The following is a 17,806-nucleotide window of genomic DNA, read 5'->3' as shown; positions in this document are numbered from 1 at the left end:
CATGCTTTAGCTTCTGCACTCCGCAGGAATATATCGCAGTCTCCCTTGAGCAACTTCGCACTTCCACTCAAGGATGTTCTCAGAGTTCAATGCAGGAGTGAGAGTGAGTGTGACTTCGCCCGCCACGGGAGTCGTGCTGATCTGCAAGATACCGTTTCCGATACAACTTACGGCTTCGACGTTCTTCGTAGTTCCCGACAAGTCAAGGTTGTTACAGGCACCTTCACCTAACACTGCATCGTTGACGACGTTCTCAGTGACTGCAGCCTTGTATGTTGCCAAGCCAACCAACGCCTCGGTAACCCTCGCCCGAATCGTGTAGTCCTGATAGGCGGGTAGCGCTAAGGCTGCCAGTATCGCGATGATCGCGACCACAATCATCAACTCAATCAATGTAAACCCTTTATGCGACTTCATTCTTTCCCCTGAAGGCTTCCCCAAGCTCTTTTTAGTCAAAGCACTTTTCATGCCAAGCACAAAACTCACGCACCTCTCGCCCCCTAGCGGCGACCAAGTGCATCTCCCCAGCACATGATGACTGAGTAGTGCTAATGCCTAGAAAGCAAAGAAGCCCCTTCCATAGAGAAGGGGCTTCAAGTAACTCATGCAGCTCACTAGTGAACCGCTCTCGACAGTGGCCCTATTAGCCAGCCGCGCGGCATTCCGACGGAACGTACTTGTTGTTCGCGGAGTCGGTGGTGCAGGTCCAGGTGATCACATCATCCGGCACCACACCCGCCACCAAGTCGGCTCCGCCGCTCTGCGGAGTAAGAGTGAGCTCAACGTCCTTGGCCTTATCGGTCATGGTGACGACGATTGCACCGTTCTCGCCGACTACGATCGACGCAACATTGGTGGTGCCGTCTGCGGCAAAGGTGTAGCCCAGTGCCAAGTCAGCGCTGCCGTTGCTAGCATTCTCAGCAACCACAGTCTTTGCTGCCGAAGCAAGCGTTAGGCCCTCAGAAACGCGGGCACGCACGGTGTAGTCCTGGTAAGCGGGCAGCGCGATGGCAGCCAGGATGGCGATGATCGCCACAACGATCATCAGTTCGATCAGGGTAAAGCCCTGCTGCTTCTTCATGAGTACATCCCCTAGAGGTAGAAAAATAGATAGGGCACTGGGCCGTTGCCTGACCGGCGAGCCGGGTGAGCGAGGCGGGCGCCCGTGCGGGTGGATCGAAGCAGGTTGCGTGCCAACAATGCCAGCAATGCTCCCCAGCATTCCCCGGCGCAATGATGGCACCAATCTTCAGGATTGGAACCCCCCGCACAACAATTTGCGACGCATCCGGCAATGTGACCCGCTGCGTCACCTTTTGACACACTTAGTCCAGAGTCGCTACCCAAGCTGGGCGCTCGGCGGGACTGCCAACGCCCCCCGGAACCGGCTACCATGCGGCGAGATAGCCCGCCTGGGGATGGTGTGGCTGGGGAGCCCTGTATGTCTGTCAGTCGTAGCGCGATCAAGAAAGAACCCGTGGCACGCAGCACCACGGAATTGCAGCCTTTTGTCTGGGAGGGGACCGACAAACGCGGCATCAAGATGAAGGGCGAACAGCCCGCCAAAAACGCTAACTTGCTGCGCGCGGAACTGCGCAGACAGGGGATCATGCCCAGCGTGGTGAAGGCCAAGCCCAAGCCACTGTTCGGGTCGGCAGGTTCTCCCGTCGGCGCCAAGGACATCGCCTTCTTCAGCCGCCAGATGGCGATCATGATGAAATCCGGCGTACCCATCGTCAGCTCATTGGAAATCATTGGCAGCGGGCATAAGAACCCGCGGATGAGGAAGCTCGTCGAGTCGGTCCGTACGGACATCGAGGGTGGCTCTTCGCTTTACGAGGCGATCAGCCGTCATCCTATCCAGTTCGACGAGCTCTACCGCAACCTGGTTCGTGCAGGTGAAGGCGCAGGTGTGCTCGAAACCGTACTGGATACAATTGCCACCTATAAGGAGAACATCGAGGGTCTTAAGGGCAAGATCAGGAAGGCCTTGTTCTACCCCGCCATGATCGTGGCCGTGGCCATCATCGTCAGCGCCATCCTGCTGCTATTCGTTGTTCCGCAGTTTGAAGAAGTTTTCTCCAGCTTCGGCGCTGAGCTGCCGGCTTTCACCCAGATCATCGTCAGTGCGTCGCGCTTCATGGTGTCGTACTGGTGGGCACTCCTCGGCGTAGTGCTGATCTCGATTTTCGGGTTCATCTACGCCTACAAGCGTTCGCCGACAATGCAACACACGATGGATCGCTGGATCCTCAAGGTGCCGGTCATCGGCCAGATCATGAACAACAGCGCGATCGCCCGTTTCGCCCGGACTACGGCCGTGACCTTCAAGGCCGGCGTGCCGCTGTTGGAGGCGCTGGGCATCGTCGCCGGCGCCACCGGCAACAAGGTCTACGAGGAAAAGGTCCTGCGCATGCGCGATGACGTGTCGGTCGGCTACCCGGTCAACATGGCGATGAAGCAGGTCAATCTGTTCCCGCACATGGTGGTGCAGATGACCGCCATCGGCGAAGAGGCCGGCGCACTGGACACCATGCTGTTCAAGGTGGCCGAGTATTATGAGCAGGAGGTCAACAATGCCGTGGACGCCCTGAGCAGCCTGCTGGAACCGATGATCATGGTGTTCATTGGTACCATCGTCGGCGGCATGGTGATCGGCATGTACCTGCCCATCTTCAAACTCGGCGCGGTAGTTGGATAATTAATCAATGGCATTTCTCGACCAGCATCCCGGTCTCGGCTACCCCGCCGCGGTCGGACTGGGACTGCTGATCGGCAGTTTCCTCAACGTGGTGATCCTGCGCCTGCCCAAGCGGCTGGAGTGGGAGTGGAAGCGCGATGCGCGCGAGGTCCTGGAAGAACCGGACATCTACGAGCCGCCACCGCCCGGGATCGTGGTGGAGCCTTCGCACTGCCCGCACTGCAAGCACAAGCTGTCCTGGTACGAGAACATCCCGCTGTTCAGCTGGCTGGCCCTGCGCGGCAAGTGCCGGCATTGCCACGCCCCGATCTCGATCCAGTACCCGCTGGTGGAGCTGCTGACCGCGGTGCTGGTGGCGGCCAGCGTCTGGCAGTTCGGCTTCGGCTGGCAGGGCTTCGGCGCGATCGTGCTGAGCTGCTTCCTGGTGGCGCTGTCCGGCATCGATCTGCGTACCCAGCTGTTACCGGATCAGTTGACCCTGCCGTTGATGTGGCTGGGCCTGATCGCGGCCAGCGACAACCTGTACATGCCGGCCAAACCGGCCTTGCTGGGTGCGCTGGCGGGCTATCTGTCCCTGTGGTCGGTGTGGTGGCTGTTCAAGCAGATCACCGGCAAGGAAGGCATGGGCCACGGCGATTTCAAACTGCTGGCCGCATTGGGCGCCTGGTGCGGGCTCAAGGGCATCCTGCCGATCATCCTGCTGTCGTCCATCGTGGGCGCCATCATCGGCTCGATCTGGCTCTACTCGCGCGGCCGCGACCGTGCCACGCCGATCCCGTTCGGGCCGTACCTGGCCATCGCCGGCTGGATCGTGTTCATGTGGGGCGAGCCGTTGATCAACGGCTACCTGAGCTACGCCGGCCTGCGTTGAGGCCGGTGCGATGAGCCGCTTCGTCATTGGGCTGACCGGCGGCATTGCCGCCGGCAAGAGCGAGGTCAGCCGCCGCTTCGAGGCGCTGGGCATCACCGTGGCCGACGCCGACCTGGCCGCGCGCGCGGTGGTGGCACCGGGCAGCGAAGGGCTGGCGCGGATCGCCGCCCAGTTCGGCAAGGACATTCTGCTGGCCGATGGCCAGCTCGACCGTGCCGCGTTGCGGGCCCGCATCTTCGGGTCCGCGCAGGAGCGTCAGGCGCTGGAGGCGATCACCCATCCGGCGATCCGGCAGCTGCTGCGCGAGACCTGCGAGCAGGCGGAGGGGCCGTATGCGATCGCGGCGATTCCCCTGCTCACCGAGGCCGGTGGCCGCCAGCAGTACCCGTGGCTGGACCGGATCCTGGTGGTGGACGTGCCGGTGGCAGTGCAGCACGCCCGGCTGATGCAGCGCGATGGCATCGATGCCGCGCTGGCGGACCGCATGATCGCCGCCCAGGCCAGCCGCGAGGCGCGCCTGGCCCTGGCCGATGACGTGGTGGCCAATGATGGTCACCCGGACCATCTGCAGGCGCATGTGGAGCGGCTGGATCGGGCCTATCGGGATCTGGCGGCGCGGTAGACCTGGCGGAGCCGACCAACGGTCGGCTCTACCGTTTTACGCGGGGGAGAAGGTCAGCGTAGCGATCACGCCGCGACCGGCACCTGGTCGCACATTGACCTGCCAGCCGTAGAGATCGCACAGGCGGCTGACGATGGACAGGCCGATGCCGCCCCCCTGCGAGTGACCCGCGTGGGTACCGCGGTAACCCCGCTGGAACAGCTTGGCGGCATCTTCCTCGCTCAAACCGGGGCCGCTGTCGATCACCTCGACCGCGTTGGCCCCGACACGGACGCGCACCGCGCCTTCCTTCGAGTACTTCACGGCGTTGCCGATCAGGTTGCCCAGCGCGACCGACAGGGCCGATTCCGGCGCATCGATCACCAGGTCGTGGTTGCCTTCCAGGATCAGCTCCAGCGGCTTGCCGCCGAGCTGGGCGCGATGCGATTCCAGCAACTGCTCGGACACCCGGGCAACATTGCTGCTGCCCTGCCCGCGCTCGTTGCGCGAAAGCAGCAGCAGCGCGCCGATCAGATCGGTGCACTGCTGCTCGGCACGCTGGATACGCTGCAGGCGCTGCAGCACCTTGGCATCCAGGTCCGGCCGGGTCAGCAACAGCTCGGTGGCACCACGGATCACGGCCAGCGGGGTCCGCAGCTCGTGGCTGACGTCGGCATTGAACTCGCGGTCGCGCTGCACCACTTCGGTGAGCCGCGCGGAATAGTCGTCCAGCGCCTGCGCCAGCTGGCCGACCTCATCGTCAGGGAAACGCGGTGCCAGCGGCTCGGGCTCACTGGTGCCGCCGCGATAGGCGCGCAGGCGGGCGGCCAGATCGGACACCGGCTTCATCACCTTGGAGGCGGACCACCAGCCCAGCACCAGCGACAACACACTGAACACCAGGACCGAGAAGAACAGCGCGCGGTTGAGCTGACTCTCACCACGGATGCTCTCGGTCATGTCATAGGCGAGGAAAAACCACACATCCGGTGTCTTCCGGACGGCGAGCTTGTAGGAAAACGGCTTGCCGCCATCGTCCACGCCGCTCACGCCATGGATGCCGTCGTTGAACTCGTACCAGTCCGGCTGTTCCTGGCGCAGGGCTTCGAACTTGTCCGAGCGCACCAGCCGCGCATACATCTGCTGCACCGGCAGATCGGGACTGCGCGAGGGATCCGCCGCGAACCGCTTGGCGTACTCGTTGATGTTGCGGTTCATCACATCTTCGACCAGCTGGTTCTCCACGCGGGCGCGGGTCCAGTTGGTGGCGAACGCAAACAGCGTGGTCAGGCAGAAGCCCAACAGCACGAACGAGACAATGATGCGGCTGCGCAGCCGGCGCCGGTACGGCGCGCGGCGGCGCTCCCCCTTCCCCGTCACCGGATCAGGCTTCCGGTGCGGCGATGCGGTATCCGATGCCATGGCGGGTCTGGATCAACGGAACCTCGAAAGGCTTGTCGACCACGGCGCGCAGGCCGTGGATGTGCACGCGCAGGGAATCCGAATCGGGCAGCTCTTCGCCCCAGACGCGGGTTTCCAGCTCCTGGCGGGTGACGACCGCCGGTGCGGCCTCCATCAGCGCCTGCAGGATCTTCAGCGCGGTCGGGTTGAGCTGCAGCAGCTTGCCCTGACGGCGCACTTCCAGCGTATCCAGATTGTACTCCAGATCACCGGTTTCCAGCACCCGGGTCTGCACGCCCTTGCCGCGACGCGACAACGCATTCAGACGCACTTCGACTTCCTGCAGCGCGAACGGCTTGATCAGATAGTCATCGGCACCGGAATCGAAGCCGGCCAGTTTGTTGTCCAGGGAATCGCGGGCAGTCAGCATCAGCACCGGGGTCTGCTTGCGCGCCTCGTTGCGGAGCTTCCGACAGACCTCGATCCCGTCCATGCCGGGCAGGTTGAGGTCCAGCACGATCGCGTCGAACTCATGGACGACCGCCAGGTGCAGGCCGGTGACGCCATCGGCTGCAAAGTCCACGGTATGCCCGCGGTCTTCGAGGTAGTCGCCCAGGTTGGCGGCAATGTCGCTGTTGTCTTCGATTACAAGGATTCGCACTGTGACCTCTGTTTCATGAGGGATTGGCCTGGACCACGATGCTGCGGCGCGTGGCCGCAGCATCGGTTTCCTTGCGCTGCCTGCTGAACGATACAGGCTTGATTGTTAACAGTAGACACCGGGCGATGCGATGCCCGCGTCATTTCGCCCCGATTTTGATGGTCTGGTTGCCGCGCTGCTGGTTGTCCAGCAGCCTGCGGCTGTCCTCGGTGTCGCGCCGGCGCTGGGCGACCGTACGGCAGGTACTCTGCTGCATGTTGCTGCCGGTGACGCGCTCGCGGCGGCAGACCATCCGGCTGTCTTCCTTGGCGCGGGTCATCAGGTTGTTCACCACTTCCTGGTCGTTGAACACCGCAGTGCGCGCCTGCGGATTGAGCTCATCGACTCGGGCGTGGCCTTCCATCTTCATCCGGATACGGCCGATGGCCTGCTGGACGGCGCTTTTGTCCTCGAGGGTCATCTCGCTGTACTTGTCACTGCCAAGGGCCGTTTCCACACGCTCAAGCTGCGCGGCGGCCGGTTCATCGGCACTGAGTCGCACGGTCTCTTCGCTGGATGCCGCCCAGGCGCCACCCGCGGCAAGCAGGGCCATAACCAATACGGTGTATCGACGCATTTTCACAACTCCCATCCTTCCATGAACGAAGCGCTGACTTTACGAGTCCACACGGGCGGTAACAAGGGACCGATGGCAGGGGGAAGAAGCGTCCCCGGAGCTGGAAAAAGGCCCAGGCGTTTCCGCCTGGGCCTGAAGGTGTTTCCCGATTACCGATCCTGCTGAGGAGGGCAGAGCTGCGGTTCGACAGAGCCTACGCCCAGCCCGATTAAACCGATGTTAAGACCGTCCACAACCTTGCAAATACACATCAACCCTTTGTATTTACTGGCTTTTTCAAAGATTCGACATGATCAATGATGCGTCCGGCGAGGTCGGCCTGGCAGATCGCCTCGATGCCCTCCAGGCCGGGGGTTGAATTGACCTCCAGCACCAGGGGGCCGCGGCTGGAGCGGATCAGGTCGACGCCGGCCACGCCCAGGCCCAATGCCTTGGCCGAGCGCACCGCGACCAACTGCTCGGCCCGGCTGGCCTTGGCCGCACGGGCGCTGCCGCCGGCATGCAGGTTGGAGCGGAAGTCGCCCTCCGGCGCCTGCCGCTGCATTGCTCCGACCACCTGGTCACCCACCACCAGGCAGCGCAGGTCGGCGCCCTGCGCCTCGCCGATGAACTCCTGCATCAGGAAATTGGCATACAACCCGCGCAGCGCCTCCACGATGCCGCGCGAGGCGCTGGCCTTTTCGGTCAGGATCACGCCGCGGCCCTGGGTGCCCTCGTTGAGCTTCACCACGTGCGGCGGCCGGCCCAGCATCGAGAGCAGATCGACCGTGTCGTCCGGGTTGTCGCCGAACACCGTGATCGGCATGTCGATGCCCTTGGAGGCCAGGATCTGGTGCGCGCGCAGCTTGTCCCGCGCGCGCAGGATGGCATCGGACGGGTTGGGCGTGCGCGCGCCCATCATCTCGAACTGGCGCAGTACAGCCGTCCCATAGCGGGTGACCGAGGCTCCGATGCGCGGGATGACCGCGTCCACCCCGGTGATCGGCCGACCCTTGTAATGCATGGTGAAGCCGTCGGCGGCGATGCGCATGTAGCAGCGCAGCGGATCGAGGATGCGGACGGTATGGCCGCGCGCACGTGCGGCCTCCACCAGGCGACGCGTGGAGTACAGCTTGCTGTTGCGGGAGAGGATGGCCAGTTTCATGGCGGGTGCGCAGGGGCTGGAAAGCGCGAAGCATAGCGTGTGGCGGAGGTGGCGCGATGACGTTGGCCGGTGGGTTCCCCCCGAGCGAACGGACAGGGTAGCGCGTGCCCACAATGGCTCGCAGATCTGTAGGCACAAAGAAGCGCGCATACAGGCCAGCTAAGCGCGAAATCATCAAGGGCTTGGGCAAGATTGATACCTCGATTGATACCTCAAGGGGCATCGCTCGGAATCATCAATCGGTCTGAATCTTCAACCCAGTCAATCAGTTGCGAACTGAGAGGTGGAAGTGGAGCGGGTGAAGGGAATCGAACCCTCGTCAGTAGCTTGGGAAGCTCGTGATTTTCATTGTTAATTCAGTAACTTAAGCATCAAAACCGCTCCGCAATCGGACAGCGAACGCGGCGATTTTCGCCGTGTTTTCTTGGGTGCTTCCTCTGATTGCGGAGCGGGAATCGCCGGTCCCAGACACTTGCAATGGCCCCTTAGCTGACCAGAATCCGCACCCAGAACGACACCGTGATGACCGCCGCGCCCATAGCGAACAACCCGCTCCCAAGGAGCAGCCAGGTCACGACCTTTCCCAAATTCGGCTTACGCCCGCAATTGCACAGCTTCCATATCCATGCGAGCAATCGTAGGGGCCAAGGCCTAGCCCGATGAAGGGCGGCCTCAAACGCTGCGAGGCCAACGACCGGCACTCTGATTTCGTCGAACTGCCGCATCACGCCTACTGACGCCTCCATCGCCCCAGCCATCGTGCAGATGAGGCTACCGAAGAACTTGGAGATGAGCACCAAGCCCAGAACCAAACCGAACCACGGCATCCCGTCCCTTATGCGGTCTGTGTCGATCAGCCACTGGATCTTGTCGGCGTTGGCCGCTGCAAGTCCCATCGCCGCCGCTGTACCGGCCACGAACCACGTCACAAACACGTCGAGCGACCGAAAACCCCTATCGGCGCCTGCGGCCAGGATGCTGGCCACGAACGCGTTCGCAATTCCCTCATCCGGGTCAGTGTCCATCCCGTCCCCCTTCGAAGTATGGAGATACGACAATCGCCGCTGACCCCTACCATGTCAAGGTCGCGGAAGATCAATAGAAACAACGACTAAGCCGATCATCCGCGATCATTGGCGGCCTACGGAAATCAATGACTTACCCATGGCCTGGGGTCAGTTTGGGGTCAGTCCATCAGGCGGCCTGGTCGTCGTCCAAGGGCTGCAGCCGGTTGGCGATACCGTCGAACCGCGCGGCCTCGGCGCGGAGGCGATCAGCGCCACGACGACGCGTCGCCCTCGCCCGCCAGTCACCGCTGCGAATGCTGTCCAGATCGTCGGCCTGCTGCCATAGCGAAGCCGCCCTCGCGCGCGCCCAGCGCGCCTTGCCGATGCTATTTTGGTCCATGGAACCACTGTCGCCGCCGGCGGTCGCACGCGCCGATACGGAGGCAACGCCGGCTGACTGCCTACCAGGTCCGGTTCTTTCGCTGGGCCGCTCGGGCCACTTCGCGCTGATCGATCTCGAGGCGAATGCGCTGTTGATGCCTGACCGCCCACAGCTCAGACCCGATCACGCCCTGCTCGTAGCTGGTGCATAACCGGCGGCCGCGGTGCTGGTCGTCAAGATGACGGTCCACCTCGACCCACCAGACCTTATCGTCCACGCGCTGCGATAGCCGCAGCACCTCCGTCATGCCGCAGTAGATGGCATCGGGGAGTTCATCAGCGCGGCTGGCGACCGAGCGCCATCGGAAGTCGGGAGGAAGCATGCGCGCAGGATACGGACCGGGATCTCAGATTCCGCGACTGGCCGTAACCGGCCTGCGAAGGGGTCGGCGGGGCGCTGCTCAGGCGCCCCGGCACCCGGGCTGAGCTGCCTGCGGCTCCCGGATCCGACAGGGATATGTTGCCGGCAAAAGGAATTCGACGCCATCGGGTTGATCTGACATGCGACTAAGAAAAGCCCCAGTGGTCGCTCAGCACGAGCGACTGACGCCTGTGCTGAGCGCCCCGACCAACTGAGCCGGTGGCAGGCATAGGAAGCCAGGGCTAAGAACGCTTCACCCTTCGCTTTTCGGTCGAAGATCCGGCGCACCGTCTTTCTTTAGCTGTTCCAAGCTGGACTTGGTCCGCTCAAGATGCGCCTTCTCCACATCCAACTCAACAATAAACTCTCTGATATCTATCCAAACGGAGGGTACATACATCGCGGCACTCAACAGAGCACCTGCGGCGACGCCGAACGCGCCAGCAACCATCCGAGAGGCCCACAGGCTTTCGCCGAAGAAGCCGCTAACGTGGGCCGCTATCAACGGCAAGATGATGGCCGCCACTATCGACCAAAGCTTCGCGACTTTCTTCTTGACAATTTTATCCAGCTCAAATCTTTGACGCCAAGACAGCTTACCTATGCCCGCCGTATCCGAAACGAGCTTATACAACACAGCTGTAACCAACGATGCCACGATCGCTGAAACAGGCCACAAGGCAACCATCAAACTGCGCGCTTCAGGCAAAGGAACTTTGGCGAAGACGCACCAGCCCACAACTCCAGCGACGAGCACAACAAGCGCGAGAACAAGAAAATTCTTGCCTGCACCCTCAGAATGATGACTATACATGGCGATCATGTCCCTACCACTTTCCCCTCAATCGCGCCCACAAGCCATTGGTTCAGCTCAATCCAAACTTGTGGCTCCATCAATCGTCCATCAGCGTGAGCTCCAAAAGTCATTGGCTTCGACACCTTAATGTCCTGCCCTTTTAACTTGCCGCCGCCTTCTAGATTCACCACGCACGTGTCTTCATCAAAATGGCGTCCAGCGATGGCTAGTGAGTCCATGAGCTCCAACCCCTCTTTGGTCTTCTTGCGGTTCCGATAGTCCAGAACCATCTTGAAGCCGACGTGAGTTTTTTGTTTCAACGGCGCCTTAAGGCTAGCGTCGGCGAATATCGGACCAAAAATCTGAGTAACGGCGTCTGCCACCGGACCGATAGGCTTGAGGAACTTATAGCCAGGTGTAGTCTCTCGATCTTTTGTTTTCCGCAGCGTTTGAACCCGTCCAACTTCCTCGAACTCTACCTCGCCGCCGATCTCAATAGATTTCACGTGAGCGCGAGCGACGCGATTGGCTGCAGACTCAGACTGCTGATCCGCGAGAAAAAGATAGTTCCCTAAGGCAGTAACCTCAGCTTCTCTGAGCAGCCAGTTGAGATGCTTCTCAAGATGAGATGAGCGCAGTGATGTACTGCCTAAGAACATTACATGGTTCTCGAACAGCGCCACGTAAAGAATCGACTCAACGAACTCGCGGGGACCCGCAGCGCCAGAGGCGACAGGGACGGACCCCAACTGGTAGTCACCCGTAACAGGATCGAGCTCCAAATATTTCTGCTGTTGACCAGGGGTATACAACATCAACTTTCCCACAAGCATGCTGTTTGAGATGTGAACCCCACTCAACACAGTTGTAGTTCCGTCGAGAGAGTTCACTTGCTCACGGTTATGCACCGTTCCCAGCTTAGAGACCGCTGCCGCAACAAGGCCTTGAAGATCAGTTGTCTTCGGGTGCGTAAAATCGGCGCGTTTGTACTGCATCGTCGACTTTCTTTGCGGCGTTTTAACAACTTTCGCCACCTTAGGCGCACTCTTCTTTGGCGCCGAAGCGCCTGCTTTTGCTGCAGCCATGCCCTGATACATCCTTCCATGTGAATGAGTGAATCATCTCACCCATCGATGAGGATTTCGAGTGTGGTGCCCCACGGCATAAATTCCGGGGAGCGCATCAACCAGTGAGGCTCCCACGAGCGAAAACCTATGTCATTGATGCGCCAACCATTTCTCAGACCAGTCACACTGCGACAGGCTACCGGCCGCCCCTGGTAGACACGGAGCCCCGTCCCCCTGGAGCGACATCTTTAGCTCTCTCTGGCTGCCCCAGAAGTCACCACTAACCGTTCATCTTCGTGTGCAACCCTCAGGCGTCCCCTGCGTAGAGTCATGTGCCATGTGCGGCCGATTCGTCCAGACCCCGATCCGAAACGCTGACACTCTGGGCTTCCCCCAGCTGGTCGGCGACCTCATGTCGATCCCGGAGAGCTACAACCTGGCGCCGACACAGCGCGCGTCCGTGATCCTCGATCGAGGCACCGGCCTGCAGGTCACCCGCCTGTCGTGGGGTCTGCTCCCCTTCTGGGCCAAGGCCAAGAAGCTGCAGGGGTCCACTATCAATGCCCGGATCGAGACGGTGGCCACCAAACCCGCCTTCCGGTCGGCCTTCAAGAAGCGCCGCTGCCTGATCCCCATGGCCGGGTACTACGAGTGGTCGGTCAACGCCGAGGACGGCAAGAAAGATCCGTGGTTCATTCACGCGACCGGGCCACTGCTGGCGGCCGGTCTGTGGGAAGACGCCAGCCCCCTGCTCGACCCGGACGGCCTCGGGACCTTCACCGTCATCACCGGCGACAGCAGCGGGGTGTCGGCCGATATCCACGACCGCATGCCGGTGTGGCTGACCGCCGGACAGGTCGATGAATGGCTGACGGCCGAGCCAGAAGACGCGATGGCCATGCTGCTGGCCAGCGAGCCGCCGGCCATGGAAGCCTATCGCGTGAGCCGCGCGGTCAACACGCCGCGAAACAACCAGCCTTCCCTGCTCGACCAGGTTGCCTGATCAGGCGGCGGCCTCGCTCGCATCTTCCACCGCGGTGAAGGCATAGACCTTCCCCACCGCCAGCGCGACGGCGTCTGCCGGCGAAACCGTCAAGTTCAGTTGCGGCACGCCCGCATCGACAGGCACGAAGTTGAGCGTGACCGCACCTGGCTGGTCGGCGGTTTCCATCTTCATCTGCAGCTTTGCGCGAAATTTCATGGGTCTCTCCAAGTTGCGCGGTGGCAGGGGTACGCTGGCCACCGCTTCAGCGGTTACTGCTCGACTGACACCAGAGAAAGGCTCTGCGTGATCGTCTGTTGATTGAAGCTTCCCGACTGGTGGGTCACGTCCTGGGCGGTGAATCCGACGATCTCGGCCCGGTAGCTGCGTTGCGCAGATCCGTCCGCGTTATCGTTGATCGTCATCGAGCCGGCCCAGGTCGAGGTTGCGTCATCGGGGCCGTCGACCTCGTTAAGGATCCGAACGCCGCCGCCGGCGGTGAACTGTTGCCAGAACTGCTCGGCCTGACCGTTGATCGTCCGATATACATTCACCGTGCAGGTGTTGGCCCCTGCCCCGGCCACAAAGCCGTCACTACCGAAGGCAGACTTCCGTCGGTTGTGGTTGCGCGAGAAGCTGATGACGACGCTCTTGTTCCGACCGTTGGTGCTGAACATCCCCGTTGTGACCGACGTACCGACCGTGATGGTGGTGGTCGACTGGACAGCGTTGCGCAGGACGCCCGCGGCTAGCGACCCTCCCCAGTAAGCGTTGCCGTTGACGTCCATCCAAACAGTCGCATTCGACTTGCTTGCAGCAGCTGCGCCGACGTTGGGGCCGAAGTAGTCCATCAAGCCTTCACCGCCGACGCCGAACCCATTACCGATGATCCTCTGGCTGTTGCCCTTCCAGGTCCGAATGTAGCCGTCGCGCACCTCCATCCCATCCACCGCACCGTCCGGCGAAAGCACGCGTAGAACGGTGGCGAGGATGTCGAATGACACGACGTTCCCGTTGTTCTTGATCTGAAGGCCACCGACCTGGCCGTTCGCGCTGACGAACAGGTCATAGCCCGCGAACGTCTCGCTGCCACCGACACTCCAGGGGGATGGCCCCTTCTGACCCTCCTGCATCTGCTCAAGCATCGGCTGAACAGCCCAGAGATACGGATTGGTGTGCTGCGGCCCGGTTGCAGCAGCAAGAAAGCCGGCACAGACCTTTCGAGCGTTGGGCGGTGCTACACCCGACACGAAGACTCGGGGCAAGCTTGCCAGCGTCGGGAACTGGGCACTCTGTGGAGGCAGCGGATCGCTGTGGTCATTGCGGATCAGCTGGCTATTCTCGTCGTAGAAATACAGCACGACATGCCCAATGCATCGGAACGGATTGAGCCATGCTGATGCGCAGTAGCGTTTGCCCGGCTCGGCGGCCAGGGCTACCTGGTTTCGCACGTACCCATACCGCGTTTGCCCCGCAGGTGGGTTAGCGAAATTGACCGCGCGAATGCCGATGGAGTTGGTGCCGGCAGGCCAGTATCGAGGATTCTCCAGATTCACGACTGGATCAATCCAGAACACCGAATCGTTCCACTCCCACACCCATCCGCGAGCGCCATCCTTGAATGACGCATTTGCAAGCATGTTTCCGCCGCCCTGGATCGATGAGTCGACGCGCGCAGTGAGCGTCGCCACCACACTGGCATCCGCCTTGTTGGCGACGTTTGCCCCTACCTGAGTGACCTGCTGGCCAAGAGAAGTGATCAGCCCACCTTGCTGAGTAACAGTTGCGTTCGTGGCCTGCAGTCCGTTGGCGGTAGCATCGGCGGTGCTTTGTGCGCCGTATGCCTCCGTCACATCCTGCAACAGGAAATCGTCCCAGAGTAGCTGCGTCGCACTCGTAGTGGCCGCCGCACTGTTCAGTTGCAATACGGCCTGATTCTTCCCGGCGGCGATGCGAATGTATCCGCTCACCTTCACCCATCCGTCCTCAGGGATCGAAGACAGGCTGATGCTCTGAAAGTTGGGATACGTAGGCGACACACCATTGGTACTCGTGGCGAATCGCAACTGCACGGTTCCCGCGGCGGGGCCGATGCGTTTTGCCCATGCTTCGCAGTAGTAAACCCGATCGGGCATCACGTCGTACGTCTGCAAGGTCACCGAGCGGACGTTGGAGGCGAACGACACCTGCAGTGCGTTACTCCCGGTTCGGCCGCCCAGGGCCACAACTGCCCAGGAATGGATCGCTGTGCCTACGGCGCGACCCTCGAAGCTGCCGTCGAGCACCATGTTGCTGCCCGAGCGATTCGCTTGTGCCAAGCCGGCATTGACGCTCGTAATCGCCTCTCCTTGGGAAGTCGTCGTTCCCTCGAGCGCGGTCACCTTCCCGGTCAGCGTACTGGTGGCCGCTGCGGTGGCATCCAATGCCTGGGACATCGCCCGCTTGTCATTCATGCCAATCGGCACGCCGTTCAGCACCTGCAATGTGTACTCACACCATTGGTCCAGTCGCCCAGACGGCGCGGGCGGACATAGAAGTTCAGCACCGCTGGATGCTCCGAGCTTGCGACGCCCCACAAGAATGTACATGCGCACGCCGTTGACCAGTGAGACAGCGCCAGGCGACCCTCCGGCGTCAATCAACGCAGCCCGCAGCGCCGCTGCACCGGAAGACGCGCCTTGGATATTGCCGACGCTGTCGCTGGTGTAGACGATGAAGTACTGGTTCTCGGGAATGGCTGCTATGAAGTCCGCCATTGCCTGACCGCTGGCATTCGCGTCCGCGTAGGTATCGAAGCCGTTTCGCGGTCCGACCGAGCTGTCCCCGTTGATCAGGCATACCCCGAACCCACGCCCCGCCATCCCCACGAGAGAGCCCGCTGCATTGCGCACGCCGGAACCCCGCGGACCACCCGAAGGCGAGCCGCTGAGTCCACTGTTGGACGTGATCTGGAAGCTTTTCACCTCCCCCTGACCGAGCAGCTGTGCGCTGACGCTGGTCAGCGCGGTGCCCTGGCTGGTCACTGTGTTGCCGAGCTGGGTGACTTTGCTGTCCAGAGTGGTCAGCGCGGCATTGCTGGCCTTCCCCGCAATGTCTGCCTGAACCTGGGTCAGCGCATTACCTTGCGCAACCAGCGTCCCCTCGATGACAGAGGTGCGGGTGCTGATGGACTGAAGTCCGGCAGCGGTCAGCTCATTCGCGGCTTGGTCGGTGACGTCGTAGATCTCGATTCGATCGAAGGCAACCGTGGCACCGACCGTCGTCACATAGGCGGTGAACCGCGCCTCGATGCGGGTGGATCCAATCTCAGACCAGTCAACGGTGTAGCGCTGCCATGCCGTATTTGTCACCGCGACAGTCACGTCGGATACGCCTTCGACCAGCGCAGCATCGCGCACGTGCTGGCGCATCAGCACATTGCCGCCCGTCCCCACCGCCTTGGCCTTGAAGATGGCCCTGAACCTGCGAGGAGCCTTGACAGGCTGCCAAGCAGCCTCATTGGGCGCGATCCAAGGAGACGATGCGGTCGAGCCTCGACCAATCACCACTCCAGGACTGCTGTCACCAGTGGCGGCGCCCCACTCGATACTGTTCCCGGCAGGCCCCACGTTCCGGGTCCACCACTCCATACCGGTTGCGAAATTGCTGTTGGGGACGATGTTGTCCCCAGTCATTCGCAAGCCGGTCAGCTTGCTGTTGACGGTCGTTGTGGCCTGGGCGTTGGCTTGGTCGGCGGCGACCATCGCTTCCTGTAGCGCAGTGACCGTTGCAGTGGTTGCGAGCTGGCCTGCGCCCGCAGGCATCCGTGCCTCCATTGTGCTGATGCGCTGAACCTGCGAACTGTCGGCCGCCACTCGCGCGGCGCGCTCGTCCCCCACAAAACCCTGTGCCTGAGTGAGATCACTACCGGTGTAGTTGCCGCGCATCTGCACGGCGAGCGTGTTGCGCTCGTTGGCCTCAGCTGCCAGTGCCGTTACTCGGGCTTGGCGTTCCTCCTGAACCAGCGCCACGCTGGCACCAGGAGCGGGCCGGCCGATGGCGATGTAGTCGTACTCGACATAGTCGTTGATGTTCTGACCGCGGGTGAGCGCGATACGCACCTGTCGGATCGGCGACGGACCGGACCACGGAATATCGCTGATATCCACGGTGGCTACGCCGGCAGCATCGAACGCCGGCTGCGCGATTGTTGTCGACTTCCCGTCGTCCCACGCCTGATCAGCCTCCGTCGTCCAGCGGACCAGGCCAAGCCAGACCGGATTGCCGGTCCTGCGCATGCGCAGCTTGATGAACCGATAGGCGTTGCCGTCGATCCCCAAGGCAGCGGGCGACTGTGCATAGGATGCGCTGTTGTTGGTCGGACGGAGCCATCCATCATTGAGAGCCGGCGCTCCGCCGTTGCTGCCCCACCCCTCTACCGAGGCCGTAAAGTGCCAGATCGCCTTGCTGTCGAACTGTGTCCCGCTACCTGCGGCCACCTCCGACAGCGCGCGCGACAGAGAGTCAAAGCCGTTCTGCTGCGACTCGCTGACAGCGGTGATCTCCGCTTGGCGTTCCAGCCTCTCGTTCAGCAACCCAGTTGCCCGCGCCTGCCCCTCGGCCGCCACCGCGTCCATGGCTTGCCCGATCTGGGTGACGCGCGTCTGCGCCTCCAGCACCAGGCCAGCATTGACCAAGCCGATATCGCGGGCACGGGCAGCCGCCTCGTTGGCGTCAGCCAGCGAGCGGTCCACGATTTCCTTGTCAAGCTTCTGCTGAGCTGTGACCAGCTGAGCAGTGGTCGGCGCCGGCGTTGCCTCGACCACCGCGCCCTGCCCCGGCTTGCCGCGCACCGATGCGGTGATGCGGAAGTACCATTTCTGCCCGCTCCCATCGCTGTAGAGGTAGCGGGTTTCGGTGGTGCGGTGGATCTCTGTCCACGGGCCGTCCTGAGTCGGACCGCGCTCGATGATGTAGACCACCCCGGCTTGGTCGACAGCGTCCCACTCGATCAGGACGCCGTCGGCCACCGGCTCGGGGGTCACACCTTCAATCGGCGGAGTCTCCGCCGACACATGCACCGTCGGGAACCAGGACGAGTTCTGTGCCGTCACCGGTGTGACGGACGGCAGCGCGCCCGCCCCGATATCGATCAGGGTGATTTTCCTTTGCTGCATT

At 62.0% G+C, this 17,806-nt stretch carries 17 protein-coding genes; 4 read left to right on the top strand and 13 right to left on the bottom strand.

Translation table 11 applies throughout. From position 1 onward, the window contains the following. Window positions 1-6: 6 nt before the first annotated feature. Window positions 7-486 carry a pilin gene (locus AC07WC_RS15810; protein WP_495210843.1) on the bottom strand — a complete coding sequence of 160 codons (480 nt, stop codon included), beginning with the start codon at window positions 484-486 and terminating at the stop codon, window positions 7-9. Window positions 487-643: 157 nt separating this feature from the next. Continuing rightward, window positions 644-1,081: a pilin gene (locus tag AC07WC_RS15805; protein ID WP_495210842.1), complete on the bottom strand. Its 438-nt coding sequence runs from the start codon at window positions 1,079-1,081 to the stop codon at window positions 644-646. A 360-nt stretch (window positions 1,082-1,441) separates the two neighbouring features. On the opposite strand from AC07WC_RS15805, the gene AC07WC_RS15800 reads away from it, so the two are divergent. From AC07WC_RS15800 to coaE, 3 genes are read left to right on the top strand one after another with little or no spacing between them, the layout of a single operon-like run. Further along, window positions 1,442-2,701: a type II secretion system F family protein gene (locus AC07WC_RS15800; protein ID WP_495210841.1), complete on the top strand. Its 1,260-nt coding sequence runs from the start codon at window positions 1,442-1,444 to the stop codon at window positions 2,699-2,701. Between the two features lie 7 nt (window positions 2,702-2,708). Continuing rightward, window positions 2,709-3,572, top strand: coding sequence for a prepilin peptidase (locus AC07WC_RS15795; protein WP_495210840.1), 864 nt, complete (start codon window positions 2,709-2,711; stop codon window positions 3,570-3,572). A 10-nt stretch (window positions 3,573-3,582) separates the two neighbouring features. Continuing rightward, entirely contained in the window at window positions 3,583-4,194 is a 612-nt protein-coding gene (coaE, locus tag AC07WC_RS15790) for a dephospho-CoA kinase (RefSeq protein ID WP_495210839.1), read from the top strand. A gap of 36 nt (window positions 4,195-4,230) precedes the next feature. Here coaE and AC07WC_RS15785 read toward each other — a convergent pair whose 3' ends face one another. From AC07WC_RS15785 to AC07WC_RS15745, 9 genes are all read right to left on the bottom strand, one after another. Next, window positions 4,231-5,595 (bottom strand): sensor histidine kinase, encoded by a 1,365-nt coding sequence (locus tag AC07WC_RS15785; protein ID WP_495210838.1) that lies wholly within the window; start codon window positions 5,593-5,595, stop codon window positions 4,231-4,233. Then, entirely contained in the window at window positions 5,558-6,235 is a 678-nt protein-coding gene (locus AC07WC_RS15780; RefSeq protein WP_017356179.1) for a response regulator transcription factor, read from the bottom strand. Before AC07WC_RS15780 ends, AC07WC_RS15785 begins: the two co-directional genes overlap by 38 nt. A 139-nt stretch (window positions 6,236-6,374) precedes the next feature. Next, on the bottom strand, window positions 6,375-6,827 hold the full coding sequence (locus AC07WC_RS15775) for a hypothetical protein (protein WP_495210837.1): 453 nt from the start codon (window positions 6,825-6,827) through the stop codon (window positions 6,375-6,377). Window positions 6,828-7,101: 274 nt separating this feature from the next. Then, window positions 7,102-7,995, bottom strand: coding sequence for a 30S ribosomal protein S6--L-glutamate ligase (rimK, locus tag AC07WC_RS15770; protein WP_495210836.1), 894 nt, complete (start codon window positions 7,993-7,995; stop codon window positions 7,102-7,104). Between the two features lie 485 nt (window positions 7,996-8,480). Further along, a complete protein-coding gene (locus AC07WC_RS15765; protein WP_495210835.1) occupies window positions 8,481-9,020 on the bottom strand; it encodes a hypothetical protein in 540 nt (179 codons plus the stop codon). A 169-nt stretch (window positions 9,021-9,189) separates the two neighbouring features. Then, the gene (locus AC07WC_RS15760; protein ID WP_495210834.1) at window positions 9,190-9,402 is read right to left on the bottom strand and encodes a hypothetical protein; all 213 of its coding nucleotides are present in this window, start codon (window positions 9,400-9,402) and stop codon (window positions 9,190-9,192) included. Window positions 9,403-9,463: 61 nt separating this feature from the next. Then, the gene (locus AC07WC_RS15755) at window positions 9,464-9,766 is read right to left on the bottom strand and encodes a hypothetical protein (protein WP_495210833.1); all 303 of its coding nucleotides are present in this window, start codon (window positions 9,764-9,766) and stop codon (window positions 9,464-9,466) included. Window positions 9,767-10,057: 291 nt separating this feature from the next. After that, window positions 10,058-10,627: a hypothetical protein gene (locus AC07WC_RS15750; RefSeq protein WP_495210832.1), complete on the bottom strand. Its 570-nt coding sequence runs from the start codon at window positions 10,625-10,627 to the stop codon at window positions 10,058-10,060. Next, window positions 10,624-11,685, bottom strand: coding sequence for a hypothetical protein (locus AC07WC_RS15745; RefSeq protein WP_495210831.1), 1,062 nt, complete (start codon window positions 11,683-11,685; stop codon window positions 10,624-10,626). The genes AC07WC_RS15750 and AC07WC_RS15745 overlap by 4 nt, the downstream gene beginning before the upstream one ends. A gap of 319 nt (window positions 11,686-12,004) precedes the next feature. Between AC07WC_RS15745 and AC07WC_RS15740 the strand changes: the two genes are divergently transcribed. After that, entirely contained in the window at window positions 12,005-12,670 is a 666-nt protein-coding gene (locus AC07WC_RS15740; protein ID WP_495210830.1) for an SOS response-associated peptidase, read from the top strand. On the opposite strand, the gene AC07WC_RS15735 is transcribed toward AC07WC_RS15740, so the two are convergent. Together AC07WC_RS15735 and AC07WC_RS15730 are read right to left on the bottom strand one after the other, a co-directional pair. After that, window positions 12,671-12,868, bottom strand: coding sequence for a hypothetical protein (locus tag AC07WC_RS15735; RefSeq protein ID WP_495210829.1), 198 nt, complete (start codon window positions 12,866-12,868; stop codon window positions 12,671-12,673). A 53-nt stretch (window positions 12,869-12,921) separates the two neighbouring features. Then, a complete protein-coding gene (locus AC07WC_RS15730; RefSeq protein ID WP_495210828.1) occupies window positions 12,922-17,805 on the bottom strand; it encodes a hypothetical protein in 4,884 nt (1,627 codons plus the stop codon). Window position 17,806: the final 1 nt, after the last annotated feature.

The organism is Stenotrophomonas sp. GW821-FHT01H02A (genome assembly GCF_059422145.1).
The sequence above is the reverse complement of the archived record's forward strand: the minus strand, read 5'-3'. Positions and strand labels throughout refer to the sequence as shown.